The organism is Kitasatospora sp. NPDC001603 (assembly GCF_040298365.1).
Lineage (GTDB): Bacteria > Actinomycetota > Actinomycetes > Streptomycetales > Streptomycetaceae > Kitasatospora.
In genome coordinates this window covers 17,988-31,781 of sequence record NZ_JBEPAA010000044.1, presented here as the reverse complement: position 1 = coordinate 31,781, position 13,794 = coordinate 17,988, and the positions used below count along the sequence as shown (strand labels likewise).

Sequence of the window (13,794 nt, the reverse complement as noted above, 5' to 3'; positions counted from 1 at the left end):
GTGCGATCCTCCGCGCTTCGCGTCGAGTGTCGAACCGGAGTTGGTCCAGTGGGGCGGCTACAGGTCGCGGCCGCGGGCGCGCAGGTCCTCCACCGACGTGCCGAACAGGCGCAGGAAGGACGGCGTCATGTAGTCGAGGACATGGCGCAGCTGGTGGTCGTCGAGGTCGCTCAGGTGGAGGTTGCCGTCGAGGAGGGCCTCGGTGGTGGTGCTGACCCATTCCGTGTGCCGCTCGAGGTGGGCCAGTCGGGCCTCGTGCTCCTCGTCGCTCTCCAGGCCGTCGTCCTCGTCGTCGAGGCCGGCCCCGGGCTCGGGTTCCAGCCGGACCATCTCGTCGAGGACCTCGTGCTCGGCGCGGGCCTTGAGCTGCGCGAGGCGGGCGACCCGCTCCTCGTGCGTCTCGTCGGCCGGCGCGGCATCGGCGATGACGTACTGGTCCCAGAGGTCGCCGGCCAGGGCCTCGACCTGCTCTCCGAGCGCGGTGAAGAACGCCACGGGGTCGGGCAGGGCGGCGTAGCGCGTGGGCAGCCACCTGCGCCAGTAGGCCCGGGCCTCGGTGCCGTATCGGTTGATCGCCATCGCTACTCCTTGGTGGTCTGCTGGTGGGGCGGTCAGCGGGCCTGAGGTTGTCACCTGCTGACGGATGGAGTTGTGAGGCTTTCAGGTCGATGGGGATCCCTGGCGGGCCGGTACCCTGCGGGGCGGCCGTTCGATGCGCCGTCTGTGTATCCGGCTCACCGTGCAGGAAGCTCGTCCTGACGCGCATGTGGTGGGTGATCAGATCCCGCTAGCCGGGAAGCACGGGCGGGGACCGGCACATACTTCCCGCAGGCCGGGACAGCGGCCCTGCTCCGACCGGCTCCCGCGGCGGGTCCGCTCAGTCCGGCGTGGGCGGTTCCATGTCGCCGGTGACCGGGGCCGAGTCGAGAAGCAGGGTCACGGCCGACTCCAGCACCGCGACGTAGGCGCGCAGGCGCTCGTTCTCCTGGACGAGGTCGTCGGAGCCGGCTTGAAGGGGCGCGCTGGGCGGCCGCTCCGCGCCGGCAAGTGGGCCGGCCTGGCGCGCGGCGCGGCTGGCGGCCAGCTGCTCCAGCAGGCGCAGGTGTTCGGGGGCCAGCTCGACAGGCTCGGTGTCGTCGGGCGAAGCGGGTTCCGATCCGGGGTCGGCTGTCAGCGCCCCAACGTCTCCCTCCACGTCACACCGCCTGCGGCACGACGATCGGAACTGCAGGAACGTTCCGCCTCCGCGACGTGCGCGACTTCTTGACGAAGGCTCGGGAGTCACCGAGAGCTGCGGCGACCATGAGCGCGCCCATCACAAAGAGAATGACGAGCAGAGCAGTTGATGGCTGCCCCATGGATTGCCTCCCCTGCGGCCGGCCTGTGTTTCGGGTGCCCAGGAAAGTGCACGGCACGGCCGGCACGCGCCCGGACAGAGGTGGAGTTCCCGTGGAGCGGGATGCGCCCCGGGGCGGCCGCGCTCGGTTCCGCTCGGCGGGATCTGCGCGCTTGTGCCCACGTGCCCGGGACCGGCCGGGAGGGACCCTGTCCCCGGCACGTCCGCGGTCATCAGCACACAGCTGTCCCCTTGAGAGAGCCACCTGACGGCTCGCTACCGTGGGGCCATGGACAGCAACGTGACTCCTCCCGAGATGATCTCGCCGAGCAGAGCGGCCGGCACCCTGCGGAGCCTGGTGAAGCAGCTCACACAGGATCCGTCCTCCGCGATCGTGATCGGGGAGGAGGACGTGCCGCAGGCAGTTCTGCTCTCCTTCGACGCCTTCCAGAAGCTGCTGGCGGCCGCGGGCGAAGCCGATGCCGCGATGGTCGCGGACCGTCTGGCCTCCGCGCCCCAAGCGGGCGAAGGGCTGAGCAACGCGGCCCTGGAACAGCTGATCGCGGATGCCGAGGACGACTCCACCGCTGTGCACGACGCTCCGGGACGAACGGGAGGTGTCGAAAGGGGACCGGATGCCAGTGGTAGGGCCTGACCTGTACCGCGGGGACCATCACCCCCAGGTGGGCGCCGACATCCTGGCGCTGCCCTCGTCCCAGCTGCAGCGCATCGCGCTCATCAGGATCAGCCAGCTCACCCGCGGCGAGATCCGCGGAGCTCCACTCGAGGCGATGGCAAGGCATCCGGACCTGTCCGACTGCCGGAAGCTCTACTTCGACCTGTCACAGAACGAGCACCGGGTCGCGGGAGGGCAGGCCCCTCAATGGCGGATCGTCTACCGTCTGCGTGATGCACTGCCCGGCCCGGACGCGCGAATGCTGCTGCAGGTGGTGGCGGTGGGCGCGAGAGCTGCGAGCGAGGTGTACCAGCTGGCCGGGACGAGACTGGAACGGCAGAGGATCGTCCGGGCGCCCGCGCCGCAAAAGTCCCCGGCCCCGGCCGCTGCTGCGCCCCGGCAACGGAGCCTGGTCGAGGCGCAGCGGCTGGCCGCGGAGCGTTTGCGCCGTGCACAGAGCCGGCGGCGCTGAGGGGGGGTTGACCTTGGTGCTGCGGTCCGCGGCAACGCACGGGCGAGGCAGGTCGGGGGCGCGCCGTGGTTGTAGTGGGTCATCTCCGCCGCTGGACCCTGTGCGCAGCAGCTCTCCGAGTGGAAGGCCGTCGACTTCGCAGTCTGTAGGCGCGATGGATCTTCGCGACCGGCCGCTCGGGCTCAGGCAGGCGTGCGAGGTCGCCTCGGTCGGCTTTCCGTGCGATTTCGAGCTGGGCCGAGCCGGCGGGCTTGCCGACGGCTACGGGCTCGGTGACCCTGCGCAGGTCGCGGAGGTTGGTGGCGATGGCGGATGCGTCGGCGGTCGGTCCGTGCCCGCTGACGGTTGCCCGGTGATATCGCGGCGAGTCACTCGGGGTGCACGACGGGCCCGGGTAGGGAGCCCATCATGCCGAACAGTGGGGCATGCTCCAAGACCGGGCCGCCGGCCCAGATGGGCCGGGAGTCCGGGTGCTCGGCGACGGTGTCGCCGTTCTGGTGTGCGCGGGCCCGCGGTGAAGGAGCTGCGGGGAATGATCGGCACCACCGGGGGTGCGGCTCCTACCGGCCTGCACCCCGATCCTGTGGGGCTACGGGTGGTCTGGCTGTATGGTCGTCCGAACGGACTCGCAGGCCTGCGCGAGGTTGGCCAGGCAGGTGTCCGGGTCGGGACCGGTGACGACGCATCGGGCCAGCAGCGAGGCCGGGCGAGTCCGGACCCAGCCGCCCAGAGGGGTCTCCCAGGTCAGTCTGGCCATCCAGGGTGCGTCGAAGAGGTCGAGGTCGACGCCCTGACCGGTGACAGTACCGTCGGACCCCGCTCGGATCAGAGCGACGGCCGCGCTCGCGCTGCGATTGGGCATGATGACGGGCTCTTGGCCGGTGGCGAGTTGGATGGCAGCGAGGAGCAGGTCAACGCCGGTCGCCAGTCGCACGAGTTCGGGGACGCTGTCGCCCTGCAGGTGGGCGGCTGCGTCGGTGATGACCGGGCCGAGTACGGCCATCACCACCTGGACGTGGCCCACACCGTGGTCGACGCCGAGGGCCTGCATGGCGCGGGCCGCGAGCTGCGCGAGGTCCGGGTCCATCTCCTCCGCGGTGACGAGGTGGGAGGTGGGCTGGAACAGGGGGTAGTTCGTGAATGCTGTCCGGACCGCGGCGACCACCCGGGTTTGTCCGCCGCTGGTGATCGTCTGGAGGGTGACCCGCTCGCCGCCGTGAGCGCGCTCAAGGAGGACCGCCCCGGGGGTGGTCTCTGCCGTGAGGGACGCGGTGTGCGCGACTTTCCACGCGGCCTGGAGGTCTTCGGCCTTGTCGGCACGGATCTCACCGTAGTGGCCGAGGTTCGCGAGCGGGCGAAGGACCACGGGGTACCCGGTCCAAATCGCTGCGGCTGCCGCGTCCTGGTGGGTGTCGACGCGGGTGCCTTTCGGGGTGGGCAGTCCCGCTTCCGCGAGCAGGAGCCGCGCGATGGAGCGGTCGGCGGACGCGTCGGCCGATGCCTTGGACGGGCCTCGGACGCCAAGGGCTTCGGCCAGGTCCGCGGCCTGCGGCAGGGCCTCGGCGGTGAGCGCCAGCAGTCCCGCCGGCGGTGCGCCTGCGGCACCGCCGACGCTCGCGGTCTGTGCGGTCATGCCGGTTGCGCCCCAGTTCGAGTCGGGGTCGTGGAACGCGAGCGGACGGGTCTCGGCAACGCTCCGCAGGTCGGCTGCGTGATCCCGGCTCGGGCCGACGATCAGTACTGCCGGTGATGAGGGCACGGGTCGCTCTCTCCTCGTTCGTCATGGTCCGTCGTCGATCGGGACTGCGCGGGCGTCGCAAGTACTCAGGTGCAGCGCGTCGTTGCCGCTTCAGTGATGACGCGCGGTCGGAGGTCTGCGGTTGCATGCGGAGATGGTCGGGCGCCAGGGAAGCACCTCCGCGGAACGCGTGGGTCAGGGCATCTGGTCCACCGGCTTGGGCGGGACCAGCCACACGAATCGGTGAGCCGAGGCCGCGTCGAGGGGCCGAGTCATCAGGAGAGTGATCCGGGTCGGACCCCACTGGGGGTGTTTGATCAGCCGCGTGTCGCCGTTGGGGTGGACGTATTCGTCGTCCATCGAACGCTTCATCAGCTTGCGAAGCGGCTTGTCGGTGCGGGCCGTGTCCTCAAGTTCGCGCTGGAGCTGGACCAGGCCCGCTTCCCAGGGTGCGGTGTTCAACGCGGCACGCTGCTGGCGGAGGAAGGGCAGTGCCCACCCTGCCTCCCAGTCGAGCAGTACAGTCTCACGCGCTTCCTTGTTGATCAGGATGTACCTCAGCACGTTGGTCGGCACCTCTTTGCCGGCCCACACGTCCCGGAATGCCTGGTTGGTCAGTTCGATGTCCCAGCATCGGTTCGACAGGTAGCCCGGCAGGACGCTGGAGTCGAGTGCCAGCTGGTACGCCGGCATCGAATCGAGCTTGTTGGTGAAGGGCTGCGGAGGTTCCTGCCCGGTGGACAGCAGGAACATGACGTGCCGCTCGTGGGCGCTCATATGCAGAACGGAGGCCACGCGGTCCAGGAACTCAGGCTCCGCGCGGGTCGAGCCACGCTCGAAGTCACCGTAGGACCGGACGGAGATCCCGAGCATTGAGGCGGTCCGCTCCTGCGAGAGACCGGTACGGCGCCGGCCGCGGGTTGTGATCGCTGCCTCCGGCGGGCCGGCCTCGACCGCGTTCCTGCATCGGACCAGCAGCGCCTGGAACTGCTCCTTCTGGTCCGGCGCGGTGCCGATCCCCTGACGTGCCGTCGTCACGTTCATCCCCCTCGTCCAGGCGCCGACGAGCACCACCGGCGAGGGTTCCTGCTCCCCTCGTGGCGGCCTCGCGGCGCGCATTCGTCTCCCAAGCATCGCGCTCAGCCGGACCGTGCCGCCGGTCAGGCTCGCCTTCCTGGTGTGCAACTTCCGGAAGGGGCCCTTCCTGGCCAAGAGCGGCCGGTTCGACTACATCTTTAGGGCCAAGGGGCGACTTGGCATCCGAATTGGTCATTTCGCCTCACCAGCACCACACGCTCACAGACCTGGGGGGCCTGATGATGCCGAAGCCGCCGCGCGAGCTTCAAGCCCGCGATCACGATCACGAACGCAACAGCTCTGCGGAGCGTGCCTACCGAGTGCTGCAGGCGTTGGTCGAGCTCGGCCCGGGCGCGCATACACTCGCCGCGGTGATGGCCCACAGCGGGCTCACCCGCTCCACCGCTCACCGCATCCTCCAGTCAGGCGTTCGTACGCATACCTTCGTCCAGCCGACATACGGCACCTACTCCATCGCCCATCCCAGCGTCATAGGGCACAGCCAGGACGCGCTCACCGCGCTGCCTGCTAGTTCTCCGGCGACTTCCGAGGAGCTCGCGCATCTGCAGCGCCGCACGAACCAGGTCGTCGCGCTCCACAGCCACCTCCTGCTGGGCATGCCCAGCAGGATCTGCGTCGACATCGCGGACGGCAACCGGCATGATTTTGCGGCCGCGCTGGCGAGCTCCGATGCCGGACCTGTCCTGCGCCGCGCACCCCTGCACCAGGACGCCGCCGGGCTGGTCATGCTCGCCAACCTTGACGACCTGAGCGCTGGCAACGCTGTCCTGAGGCGAATCAAGATCCAGGGGTACGCTCGCACTTCGTCCCCTGTCTCAGGCTGGGAGATGCTTTCCGTGCCGCTGTGGCGAGGCTCCGTCCTCGTCGGCTCCGTCAGCCTCCTGTCCCCCGAGGCCTTCCTGAGGCGGCGCGCCGAGCGTCTGGCGGACGCCACCATGGACGCTGCCGCAGCCCTGTCCCGGCGCTTGGAACACACCAGGACTCAGCGTCAGGTCATGCCGATCCTGCAGCAAGCCAGCTGAAACGAAGCTCTCGGGAACACGACCATGAGCCACTCACTCCTGATCGCCGCCGCCGGCCGGGGAATCGGTATCGCCATCACCCAGGCCCGCGACGCCGTCAGCGACCACGGTGCCATGACCATCCGTTCCACTCCGGCGTCCGATGCCTTCCTGTCGGTGCCGGACGATGCCGCGCGACTTGCCAAAGTTGCGCTGACATTCGAAGCGATCGAGCAAGAGCACAGCCCGGTCGACGTTCCGGTGTCGAACGCCACAATCACGTGTGTCACGCTGCCGCTCAACACAGCCGAGGCCGGCTGCACACCAGTCGTGGACGCCCACAACACAGGCCTCCACCGGGCCAAGCCGACGCCGCGCAGGATGAATGCGCGGAGCCACTTCATCTCCTCCGCGACCAGCGTCTACGCGCAGGCGCGAGAGTCCACCCACGCGGGGTCTGATCGGCTTCCCCCCGGCCCCTGGCGCTCCACGACGTGGCCAGCTGCAGCACGGTGGACACCCTCTTCCCCGCTCCTGCGAGTACGGCGGTCCTCAAGCCCTCAGCCCCGTCGGCTGGACTGCCCGAGCCGGAACTCCGCCACGAGAGGAAAGTCGATCATGAGATAGCCCGTCGTCCGGCCCGCTTCGAGAGAACACGGGCCGCTGGGCTGCCGCCTACACACCGGTGTTACCAGCACCGGGTCGGGCGGCACGCCCCTCCCGTCACCGCCGACACATGACCGAGTTCGCGCTCACGTCATCTCCGGCGACGACCCGGGCGACCGCCCTCGGCAGAGGGCTCGCCGCCCGGTGTACCGCCCGGTCACGGGCGGGTCCAACAGGCGATGCCAACCCTGGGAGCGGAAGCCGGCCCCAGGGGATCGTGCTGCCTCCACCCTCCAGCAGAGACTCCTCGATGATGCCTGACTCCCTTCCCGTTTGTCACGCAGGTGTGAGCACTCCCCCAACCGGTCCTACAGGCTGTGACAGCCATTCAACATGCCGTATACGTGCGGAAGATTCGGCATCCTTCGCTCTCGCCGTGGGCTTGGAACCTCTACGGCTGGATGAGCCGATGCGGGAGCGACTGCGGACGGCCGTCTACGCGTTGCTCCGTGCGCCTGAGGCGGCGAATCTGACGGACATCGACCACGTTCTGAGGATCGTCACCCTCGCCAAGTCCCAGCTCGCCCGGACCTGTGCCACCACCTCGGCGGCACCGGAACTCGGCCGCTGGCTCGGAGTATCGGCCTCCGCCATCCACCAGTCCCTCGACCGACAGCGGAGGGCGTCCACGCTCATCACGCGACAGCGGTTCCGTGAAGCCGGCACCGTGCAGGGCCTGTTCGTCGGAGTCCCGCAGCAGATCGAGGTGGCTCGGGTCGGCGATCGCCAGCATCCGCTCGCCCTTGACAGGCCCACGCTCGCTACCCTGCTTCGCCTCGTGGAGCGGCTGTTCGCCCCGGGCTGGCGCCACCGGGACGGCCGGGTGACCCCGCCGGGGCTCCTGGCCTCCCGCACGGGCCGCGGTGCCCCTACCGACCGGCTCGCCTTGCTCCTGCTCGTCCTGGAGGCACGGCCTGACGGGCGGGTGCGACTGTGCTCCGGGCGGGTGTGCAAGCGCGGGCGGGCAGCAACAACGCTCGCCCGGCTCATGGGCAACGGGTGCACTCCGGCAGGCGCGGCAGGGATCCTCCAACGCCTCCAGAGCGCAGGGGCAATCCAGCTGGTCCGGCGGGAGACCAGCAGCCGGTTGCGCCAGCGTGGCGGGATCGTGGTGCCGGCGGTGGCCCAGGACTGGGCGACGATGAAGGCCGCCCGGCGGCGCGCCGCTGCCTCCCGGCGCGACACCGCCGCTCCTCCAACGCGGCCACGCCGGCGTCGCGGTGGGACGTCCCCGCAGGTGGCGGAGCCGGGGCCGGCAGGTGGTGCCGAGTTCCCAGACAACTCCGCTGCTGACACCCTTCACGCCTCTCACGCCGATCACCCTGGTGCTGATGGTCAGGCTGATGTCGCGGTTGGTGTTTCCGGCGAAGCCGAGACCGGGGTTCCCACCGTCGCCGGTGGAGCGCGTGCGCAGGCGAGTAAGACCAGCACGGTCCGGTCGCGTCCCGGCGCCACCCCGGCTGGCACGGCCGTGACGTCCGGGCATCGGCGGGCTGAGGCCGCGCTACCGCAACTGAGCATGTCGACTGCGGCATACCGGGTACTCCATGAGGTCGCGGTTCTGCTGCCCCTGATGACCGCCTGGGAGCAGCGGGAGGCGGCGCGGGCCGCTGGCGCGGCCGTGCGGGAGGTCACGGGTGACGTCGGTCGGGTGGCGCGGCGTTTGCGGTTCAGGTTCGCCTCGGCCGGCTCGATCGCCAGCCCGTATGGCTGGCTGGTCCGGATCGGGCTTCGCCGTGCCAGTGACTGTGGGCGGGTCGAGTGCGAGAGCGGGATCGACGTGGTGACGGGCCTTGAGTGCGTTGCCTGCGGGTATCTCGTTGAGGGTGCGATCAGTCGATCGCGGCGCGCCAGCGAGAGGGCCGAAGGGCAGGTTGAGTCCCCTGTTGCGGAGCCGACGGGTTCGCAAGCCACGGCTGGGGCCGGACTGGAGATACGGAAGGCCCGCGCCGAGGCCGCCCGGCTGGCCGTTCCCTGTGCGGACTGCGGCTCTCCCGGCGCGGCCGGGTTGTGTACCGGCTGCTCGCGGGGGCGGGCCCTCAAGTCCGGGGTCGGTGATTGCATTAACTTGGCGTTGGCCGCCCGTGCAGATCTGCGCGACTATCCGAGTGTTCGCGCCGTCTGGGAGGAGGTCCGATCGGATATCCGCAGCGCCAGGGCCCACGCTCGGCACGGAACGCAGGACGAGGAGATCGCGGGTGCCAGCGAGCTGCTCGCCGTGACCTGCCTCCGAGACCGGTACCACCAGGACGCCCTCCGTCGTTTCGAACTCTCGCCTGCCGTGGCTGCCGAATCCCGCAACGCCCACGCCAGTGTGATGCGCTCCAGGCACCGGTTCGAGTCGTCCGCCGCAGCCCGGCGGGCTGCTACCGCTGCGGCCGCCGACGCCGCAGAGCGCACAGCCAAGTTCCTGCTCCGCGAGCGGGTGGCGACGGTGGCCCGGATCCGGGCCGGCATCGCCGACCGCCGCCGAGCACAACCACTCGCAATCGTGCAGGGATCGGCCAGAAGTCGTGAGCGCGGAGAAGGAGCAGCTGCCTGAGCACGTAGTAGCCGGGTGCAGGACATGCCGAGCGGGGAGGGTCCTGCCAGAGGGGGAGTCGGCCCGGGCGAGCTCGCTCGCCCGGCCAAGCAGCCAAGCGGGACACACTGTTTCCAAATTGAGACGGGCACTCCGCCGGACGTCCGCAGACACCTCGGTGGATGCCGGGAGGGGGTGCAGCCCGGCTGCTGCCGCACCCCTCCCGGGGCTGGTAGGACGGCGGTTGGGCCGGTAGGCGAAGCGGTAGGAGCGCAGGTCAAGCCAGCACCACGCAAGCACCCCGATGAACTCCGCGAGCGCGCTGTACGAGAGGTCCGCTCGACCGGTCGGCCCGTTGCCCATATGGCCCGCGACCTGGGCATTCACAAGGAGGCTCTGCGGTCCTGGGTCCGTCAGGCCGAGGCCGACGCCGGAGAGCGCGACGACCGACTCACCACCGCCGAGAGTAACGAGCTGAAGGAACTCCGCAAGGAAGTCGCCGAGTTGAGGCGGCCCGACGAGATCCTCAAGGCGGCCAGCGTGCTCTTTTGCCCAGGATATCGACCGTCCCCGGATGAGGCCGAGCAGGTGATCGACCACCTGCGTGACGGCTTCGGGGTCGATCCCGTGTGCCGGGTGCTGGACCTGTCCGCCTCGACGTATTTTGCGCGCAAGACCAGGCCGAAGTCGGCCCGCCGCCTGCGCGACGAGGAGCTGACTGCGCTGGTCACAGCGGCGTGGGAGGACTCCGGTCGCACCTACGGCGCCCGCCACATCACCCGCGCGCTGGTCCGGGCCGGGCACGCGGTGGCACGCTGCACCGTCGAGCGACTGATGCGCGAGATGGGCATCGAGGGCGTCATCCGCGGCCGGCGCCGCCGCACCACCACCCCGGAGCCAGCCGCCCGCGCCCGCCGGACCTGGTCAACCGCCGCTTCACTGCCGAGCGGCCCAACCAGCTGTGGCTGGCCGATCTGACCTACGTGCGGACCTGGTCGGGCTGGGCCTACGTGGCGTTCGTCCTGGACGCGTACTCGCGCCGGATCGTGGGCTGGCAGATCGCCGACCACATGCGCACCGACCTGCCGCTGGACGCGCTGGAGATGGCGCTGTGGCGACAGAAGATCAAGAAGGACGCCGACCTCATTCATCGCAGCGCCCGCGGGTCGCAATACGTATCCATTCGCTACACAGAGCGATTGGCCGAGGTCGGCGCCTCGGCGTCGGTCGGATCCGTCGCGGACAGTTACGACAACGCGATGGCGGAGGCCCTGAACGGCATGTTCAAGGCCGAACTGATCGAGCATCAAGGGCGGTGGCGGGACTTCGATCAGGCCGAGCGGGCCCTCTTCCACTGGGTCACCTAGCGGCTCCACTCCGCCCTCGGCTACCTGCCGTCCGACGAGTACGAGCAGACATACTGGGCGAACCCGGAGCCAGTCCCACAGAGCGCTTGATCACACGATCGCGGACTCCACGAAACTCGGGGCAGCTCACGCCCGTGTCCGCGCTGGCCCCTGTCTTCATGCACAGTGGAATCATGCCCGGACCAGGCTTTCACGACGAAGCCCTTTTCCCGCAGTCGGTCAAGGTTACCTCCTCCCCAAAGTACCGAGCGGGCGTGCCATGAGCGGCTGAAGGCTTGACGGCTTCGAGAGGATGGCCCGATGAGCATGAGGCATCCACGCGAGGTCGGCCAGGAACATGTGCTGGAGCGCTATGTCACACCCGGCCAACGGTACTTGGGGCTGCTGCACGGCAACTTCTTCAGGCTGGACGGGTCGGAGCAGTCGGACTTCGTCGAAGCCCTCGCCTCGGATGCCGCTTCAGTGACCGTCGAAGAGCTGAGCGCGCTCTTCGGCTACGAATGGCGCTCGCGGTTGACCGCTTCATGGCTGGCCGGGGTGGCCAGGCGGACCGAGTGGCGGAGCTTGATCGGGCAACTCCTACTGGCCAGCGAGCTGACGTACGCCGGTCAGGGCTTCTGCTTCGCGCTGGCCCGGTTCGGCACAACCGAGGACGCCCAGATCCTCACGGAGTACCTCGCCCGGTATCTACCGCAGCTCGATCGCCGCTACGACCAGCCACTTGCCTTGGGCGCCCTGCTCCGGCTGGACAGCCTGCTGGGCACCGACTATGCGCAACGCTTCACTGCTGTCGACGGTCCGTGGGATCGGTGGGCAGAAGCCCTGCCGCACCTACGCGGTAATCCCGCATGGACGGCAGATGCTCAGCGGCACAGCCTGGACGCCTGGTGTGAGTGGCCCTGGCCGGACGCCCCGCTCGCAGCCGAGTTCGGAGATAGCGGCAGCCTCGGCTAAAGCCTGGTGCCGCCGTTGTCGGCACCCTGCGGTTTACTCATTGGCGTGGACACAACGGCGACGTGGAGTGAGAAACTGGCAGCCATCACCGGTTGGGAGAGCACGGCAACCAGGACGATCGACTGGCCCTCGGTGGAGTCAAGGCTCGGCACTGCTCTTCCAACCGACTACAAAGTGCTGGCGGAGCGATTCGGCTCGGGTGAGTTCGACGGATACCTATGGCTCTCCACGCCCGATAGCCCCAGCCCCCACCACGATCTGATCAAAGAGGCAAAACGGCTAGGCGAGCAGGCCTCCGCTGACCCCTGGATCGGCGACCTCTACCGCCCGCATCCGGTCTTTCCTGCAGCCGGCGGCCTGCTTCGGTGGGCTGATTCCGTCCAGGCTGACCAGTTCGTCTGGCTGACGGAATCTGCGAACCCCGATGAATGGCCGATTCTCGCGCAGGCCCATGAGGATGTCGGGGAGTGGGCGCGGTTCGACGGCTCTACCAGCGAGTTCATTTACCGGCTCCTCACCGATCCTCAGCAGCCCTTCTCCGTGGCGGATTTCTTCGAGGCTCACACCTTCCAGTCATACGAGCAGGTCAGCGAGCTATTCGAGGGATGGGACGCCGATCCGCATTGGTGAGGGCACGGACCTGGTCGAGCGCCGTGTGCTGTCGATCGCCCTGCTGGCCCCGATCCCAGGGATCGGGGCCAGCAGGGCGATCTGTTGCTGGTCAGTCTCGGCGGGCGGCCTGGACGATTCGGTCGATGACGGCTGCGGCCTCTTCCGGGTGTTCCCGGGCGAGGGTGGCCAGGGTGGCGATGACGTCGTCGGCCTCGCAGCCGTCGTGCTCGATCCAACGGACCTCTGCGTGGTCGAGTGCGGCCTTGACGTGCTTGAGCGACCCGATCAGCCCGGCGTCCGTCTCCACCGCGCGGTTGGCCTTGTAGTCGCTGTCCTGCGCGATCCTGGCGTCGGCGCCGTCTTCGGCGTCGAAGACCACGAACACCTCGTGGCCCGGGGCGTGGAGGCGCTGGGCCTTGCGCAGCAGCGCGACGAACCCGAAGAGGCCGGTGCGGTCTTCGCTCTTGTCGTGGCTGAGGACACGGGTGGGGAATCCGTACCAGGACCGGTAGAGCAGGTTGTGGCCGTCGACGAGGAGCAGGGGCGGGAGCGTCATCGGCTGGCCTCCTGGGGGTGGCCTGTGACCGCGGCGGACGGGTACTCGGGGCCGGATGAGGGTTGGGTCTACCGGCCGGGCCCCGCCGATCCGGGAAGAGGCGGGCCAGCAGCGCGCCGAGGCGCTGGGCACCGTCGCGCTCGGGCCACCGCCCTGGCGTGTGCCGCGCGCCGCATCCGGGCCCGCTCGGTCTCGGTGAGCGCCAGCGCGCGGCGCAGCCCGCTGGCGAGTGCGTCTGGAGGGGCGGGGTCGTAGAGCAGGCCGTTGGGGCCGTCGGCGATTTGCTCGGTGAAGCCGTCGCGGGCCGGGGCCAGGACGACAGCGCCGTCGTTCTGTGCCCACAGGGCGGTCTCGAAGACGACGTTGGCCAGGGTCTCAACGCGGCTGGGGCAGGCGATGACGCGGGTGGCGGGGAGGGCGGCGAGCGCGCGGGGCAGTTGCTGGTGGAGGCCGCCGACCAGGGTGGCGCGCAGGCCGGCCCGGTCGCACTGGCGCTGGTAGGTGTCGAAGAGGGTGGCGCGTTCGTCGTCGGTGCGGACCGCGATGGCGGCCAGGTGGATGTCGTCGCGCAGCGGGGCGAGGGCGTCGATGAGCAGGTCGAGGCCTTTGGTGGGTCGGTGCGGGCGCTGGTAGGTGTCGACGGGCCGGTGGGCGGGGATGCCGTGGCGGTGGGCGAGCGCGGCCGCGTCGCCGGCGGCATGGGGGCGAGGTCCGGGGGGTTAGGTGCCCCGAGGGCCAGGGTGTCAGCGCGGCCGGGTCGAGGCCGTAGTCGTGGGGTGGTCGGTGAGGAAGGTCCC

The 13,794-nt window shown here is 69.7% G+C and carries 13 protein-coding genes and 1 pseudogene; 7 read left to right on the top strand and 7 right to left on the bottom strand.

Features of this window, described 5'->3' with window-relative positions:
• Nucleotides 1-57 precede the first annotated feature (57 nt).
• A complete protein-coding gene (locus tag ABT263_RS25410; protein WP_352293602.1) occupies nt 58-579 on the bottom strand; it encodes a hypothetical protein in 522 nt (173 codons plus the stop codon).
• A gap of 298 nt (nt 580-877) precedes the next feature.
• The gene (locus tag ABT263_RS25405; protein ID WP_352293599.1) at nt 878-1,195 is read right to left on the bottom strand and encodes a hypothetical protein; all 318 of its coding nucleotides are present in this window, start codon (nt 1,193-1,195) and stop codon (nt 878-880) included.
• A gap of 430 nt (nt 1,196-1,625) precedes the next feature.
• Here ABT263_RS25405 and ABT263_RS25400 point away from each other — a divergent pair, with 430 nt between their 5' ends.
• Together ABT263_RS25400 and ABT263_RS25395 are read left to right on the top strand one after the other, a co-directional pair.
• Nucleotides 1,626-1,991, top strand: coding sequence for a hypothetical protein (locus ABT263_RS25400; RefSeq protein ID WP_352293596.1), 366 nt, complete (start codon nt 1,626-1,628; stop codon nt 1,989-1,991).
• Nucleotides 1,992-2,019: 28 nt separating this feature from the next.
• Entirely contained in the window at nt 2,020-2,484 is a 465-nt protein-coding gene (locus tag ABT263_RS25395) for a hypothetical protein (protein WP_352293594.1), read from the top strand.
• Nucleotides 2,485-3,073: 589 nt separating this feature from the next.
• Here the strand turns inward: ABT263_RS25395 and ABT263_RS25390 are convergent.
• Together ABT263_RS25390 and ABT263_RS25385 are read right to left on the bottom strand one after the other, a co-directional pair.
• Entirely contained in the window at nt 3,074-4,117 is a 1,044-nt protein-coding gene (locus tag ABT263_RS25390) for an ATP-grasp domain-containing protein (RefSeq protein WP_352293591.1), read from the bottom strand.
• Nucleotides 4,118-4,417: 300 nt separating this feature from the next.
• Nucleotides 4,418-5,296, bottom strand: coding sequence for a helix-turn-helix domain-containing protein (locus ABT263_RS25385; RefSeq protein WP_352293588.1), 879 nt, complete (start codon nt 5,294-5,296; stop codon nt 4,418-4,420).
• Nucleotides 5,297-5,475: 179 nt separating this feature from the next.
• Between ABT263_RS25385 and ABT263_RS25380 the strand changes: the two genes are divergently transcribed.
• Nucleotides 5,476-6,342, top strand: coding sequence for a helix-turn-helix domain-containing protein (locus tag ABT263_RS25380; protein WP_352293585.1), 867 nt, complete (start codon nt 5,476-5,478; stop codon nt 6,340-6,342).
• A 33-nt stretch (nt 6,343-6,375) separates the two neighbouring features.
• On the opposite strand, the gene ABT263_RS25375 is transcribed toward ABT263_RS25380, so the two are convergent.
• The gene (locus tag ABT263_RS25375) at nt 6,376-6,558 is read right to left on the bottom strand and encodes a hypothetical protein (RefSeq protein WP_352293582.1); all 183 of its coding nucleotides are present in this window, start codon (nt 6,556-6,558) and stop codon (nt 6,376-6,378) included.
• Between the two features lie 838 nt (nt 6,559-7,396).
• Here ABT263_RS25375 and ABT263_RS25370 point away from each other — a divergent pair.
• From ABT263_RS25370 to ABT263_RS25355, 4 genes and pseudogenes are all read left to right on the top strand, one after another.
• On the top strand, nt 7,397-9,529 hold the full coding sequence (locus ABT263_RS25370) for a hypothetical protein (RefSeq protein ID WP_352293579.1): 2,133 nt from the start codon (nt 7,397-7,399) through the stop codon (nt 9,527-9,529).
• A gap of 273 nt (nt 9,530-9,802) precedes the next feature.
• Nucleotides 9,803-10,965 (top strand): annotated as a pseudogene (locus ABT263_RS25365) (IS3 family transposase); the annotation flags it as partial.
• Nucleotides 10,966-11,175: 210 nt separating this feature from the next.
• A complete protein-coding gene (locus ABT263_RS25360; protein WP_352293576.1) occupies nt 11,176-11,829 on the top strand; it encodes a DUF6000 family protein in 654 nt (217 codons plus the stop codon).
• Between the two features lie 45 nt (nt 11,830-11,874).
• Complete coding sequence (locus ABT263_RS25355; protein WP_352293573.1) at nt 11,875-12,459, top strand: SMI1/KNR4 family protein; 585 nt, start codon at nt 11,875-11,877, stop codon at nt 12,457-12,459.
• Between the two features lie 91 nt (nt 12,460-12,550).
• On the opposite strand, the gene ABT263_RS25350 is transcribed toward ABT263_RS25355, so the two are convergent.
• Nucleotides 12,551-12,997: a hypothetical protein gene (locus tag ABT263_RS25350; protein ID WP_352293570.1), complete on the bottom strand. Its 447-nt coding sequence runs from the start codon at nt 12,995-12,997 to the stop codon at nt 12,551-12,553.
• Between the two features lie 68 nt (nt 12,998-13,065).
• On the bottom strand, nt 13,066-13,557 hold the full coding sequence (locus tag ABT263_RS25345; RefSeq protein WP_352293616.1) for a glycosyltransferase: 492 nt from the start codon (nt 13,555-13,557) through the stop codon (nt 13,066-13,068).
• Nucleotides 13,558-13,794: the final 237 nt, after the last annotated feature.

Excerpts from the sequence above, each read along its gene's own strand:
- ABT263_RS25410 (WP_352293602.1), bottom strand. The coding sequence starts at position 579 with ATGGCGATCAACCGATACGGCACCGAGGCCCGGGCCTACTGGCGCAGG.
- ABT263_RS25400 (WP_352293596.1), top strand. The coding sequence starts at position 1,626 with ATGGACAGCAACGTGACTCCTCCCGAGATGATCTCGCCGAGCAGAGCG.
- ABT263_RS25390 (WP_352293591.1), bottom strand. The coding sequence starts at position 4,117 with ATGACCGCACAGACCGCGAGCGTCGGCGGTGCCGCAGGCGCACCGCCG.
- ABT263_RS25370 (WP_352293579.1), top strand. The coding sequence starts at position 7,397 with ATGCGGGAGCGACTGCGGACGGCCGTCTACGCGTTGCTCCGTGCGCCT.
- ABT263_RS25360 (WP_352293576.1), top strand. The coding sequence starts at position 11,176 with ATGAGCATGAGGCATCCACGCGAGGTCGGCCAGGAACATGTGCTGGAG.
- ABT263_RS25350 (WP_352293570.1), bottom strand. The coding sequence starts at position 12,997 with ATGACGCTCCCGCCCCTGCTCCTCGTCGACGGCCACAACCTGCTCTAC.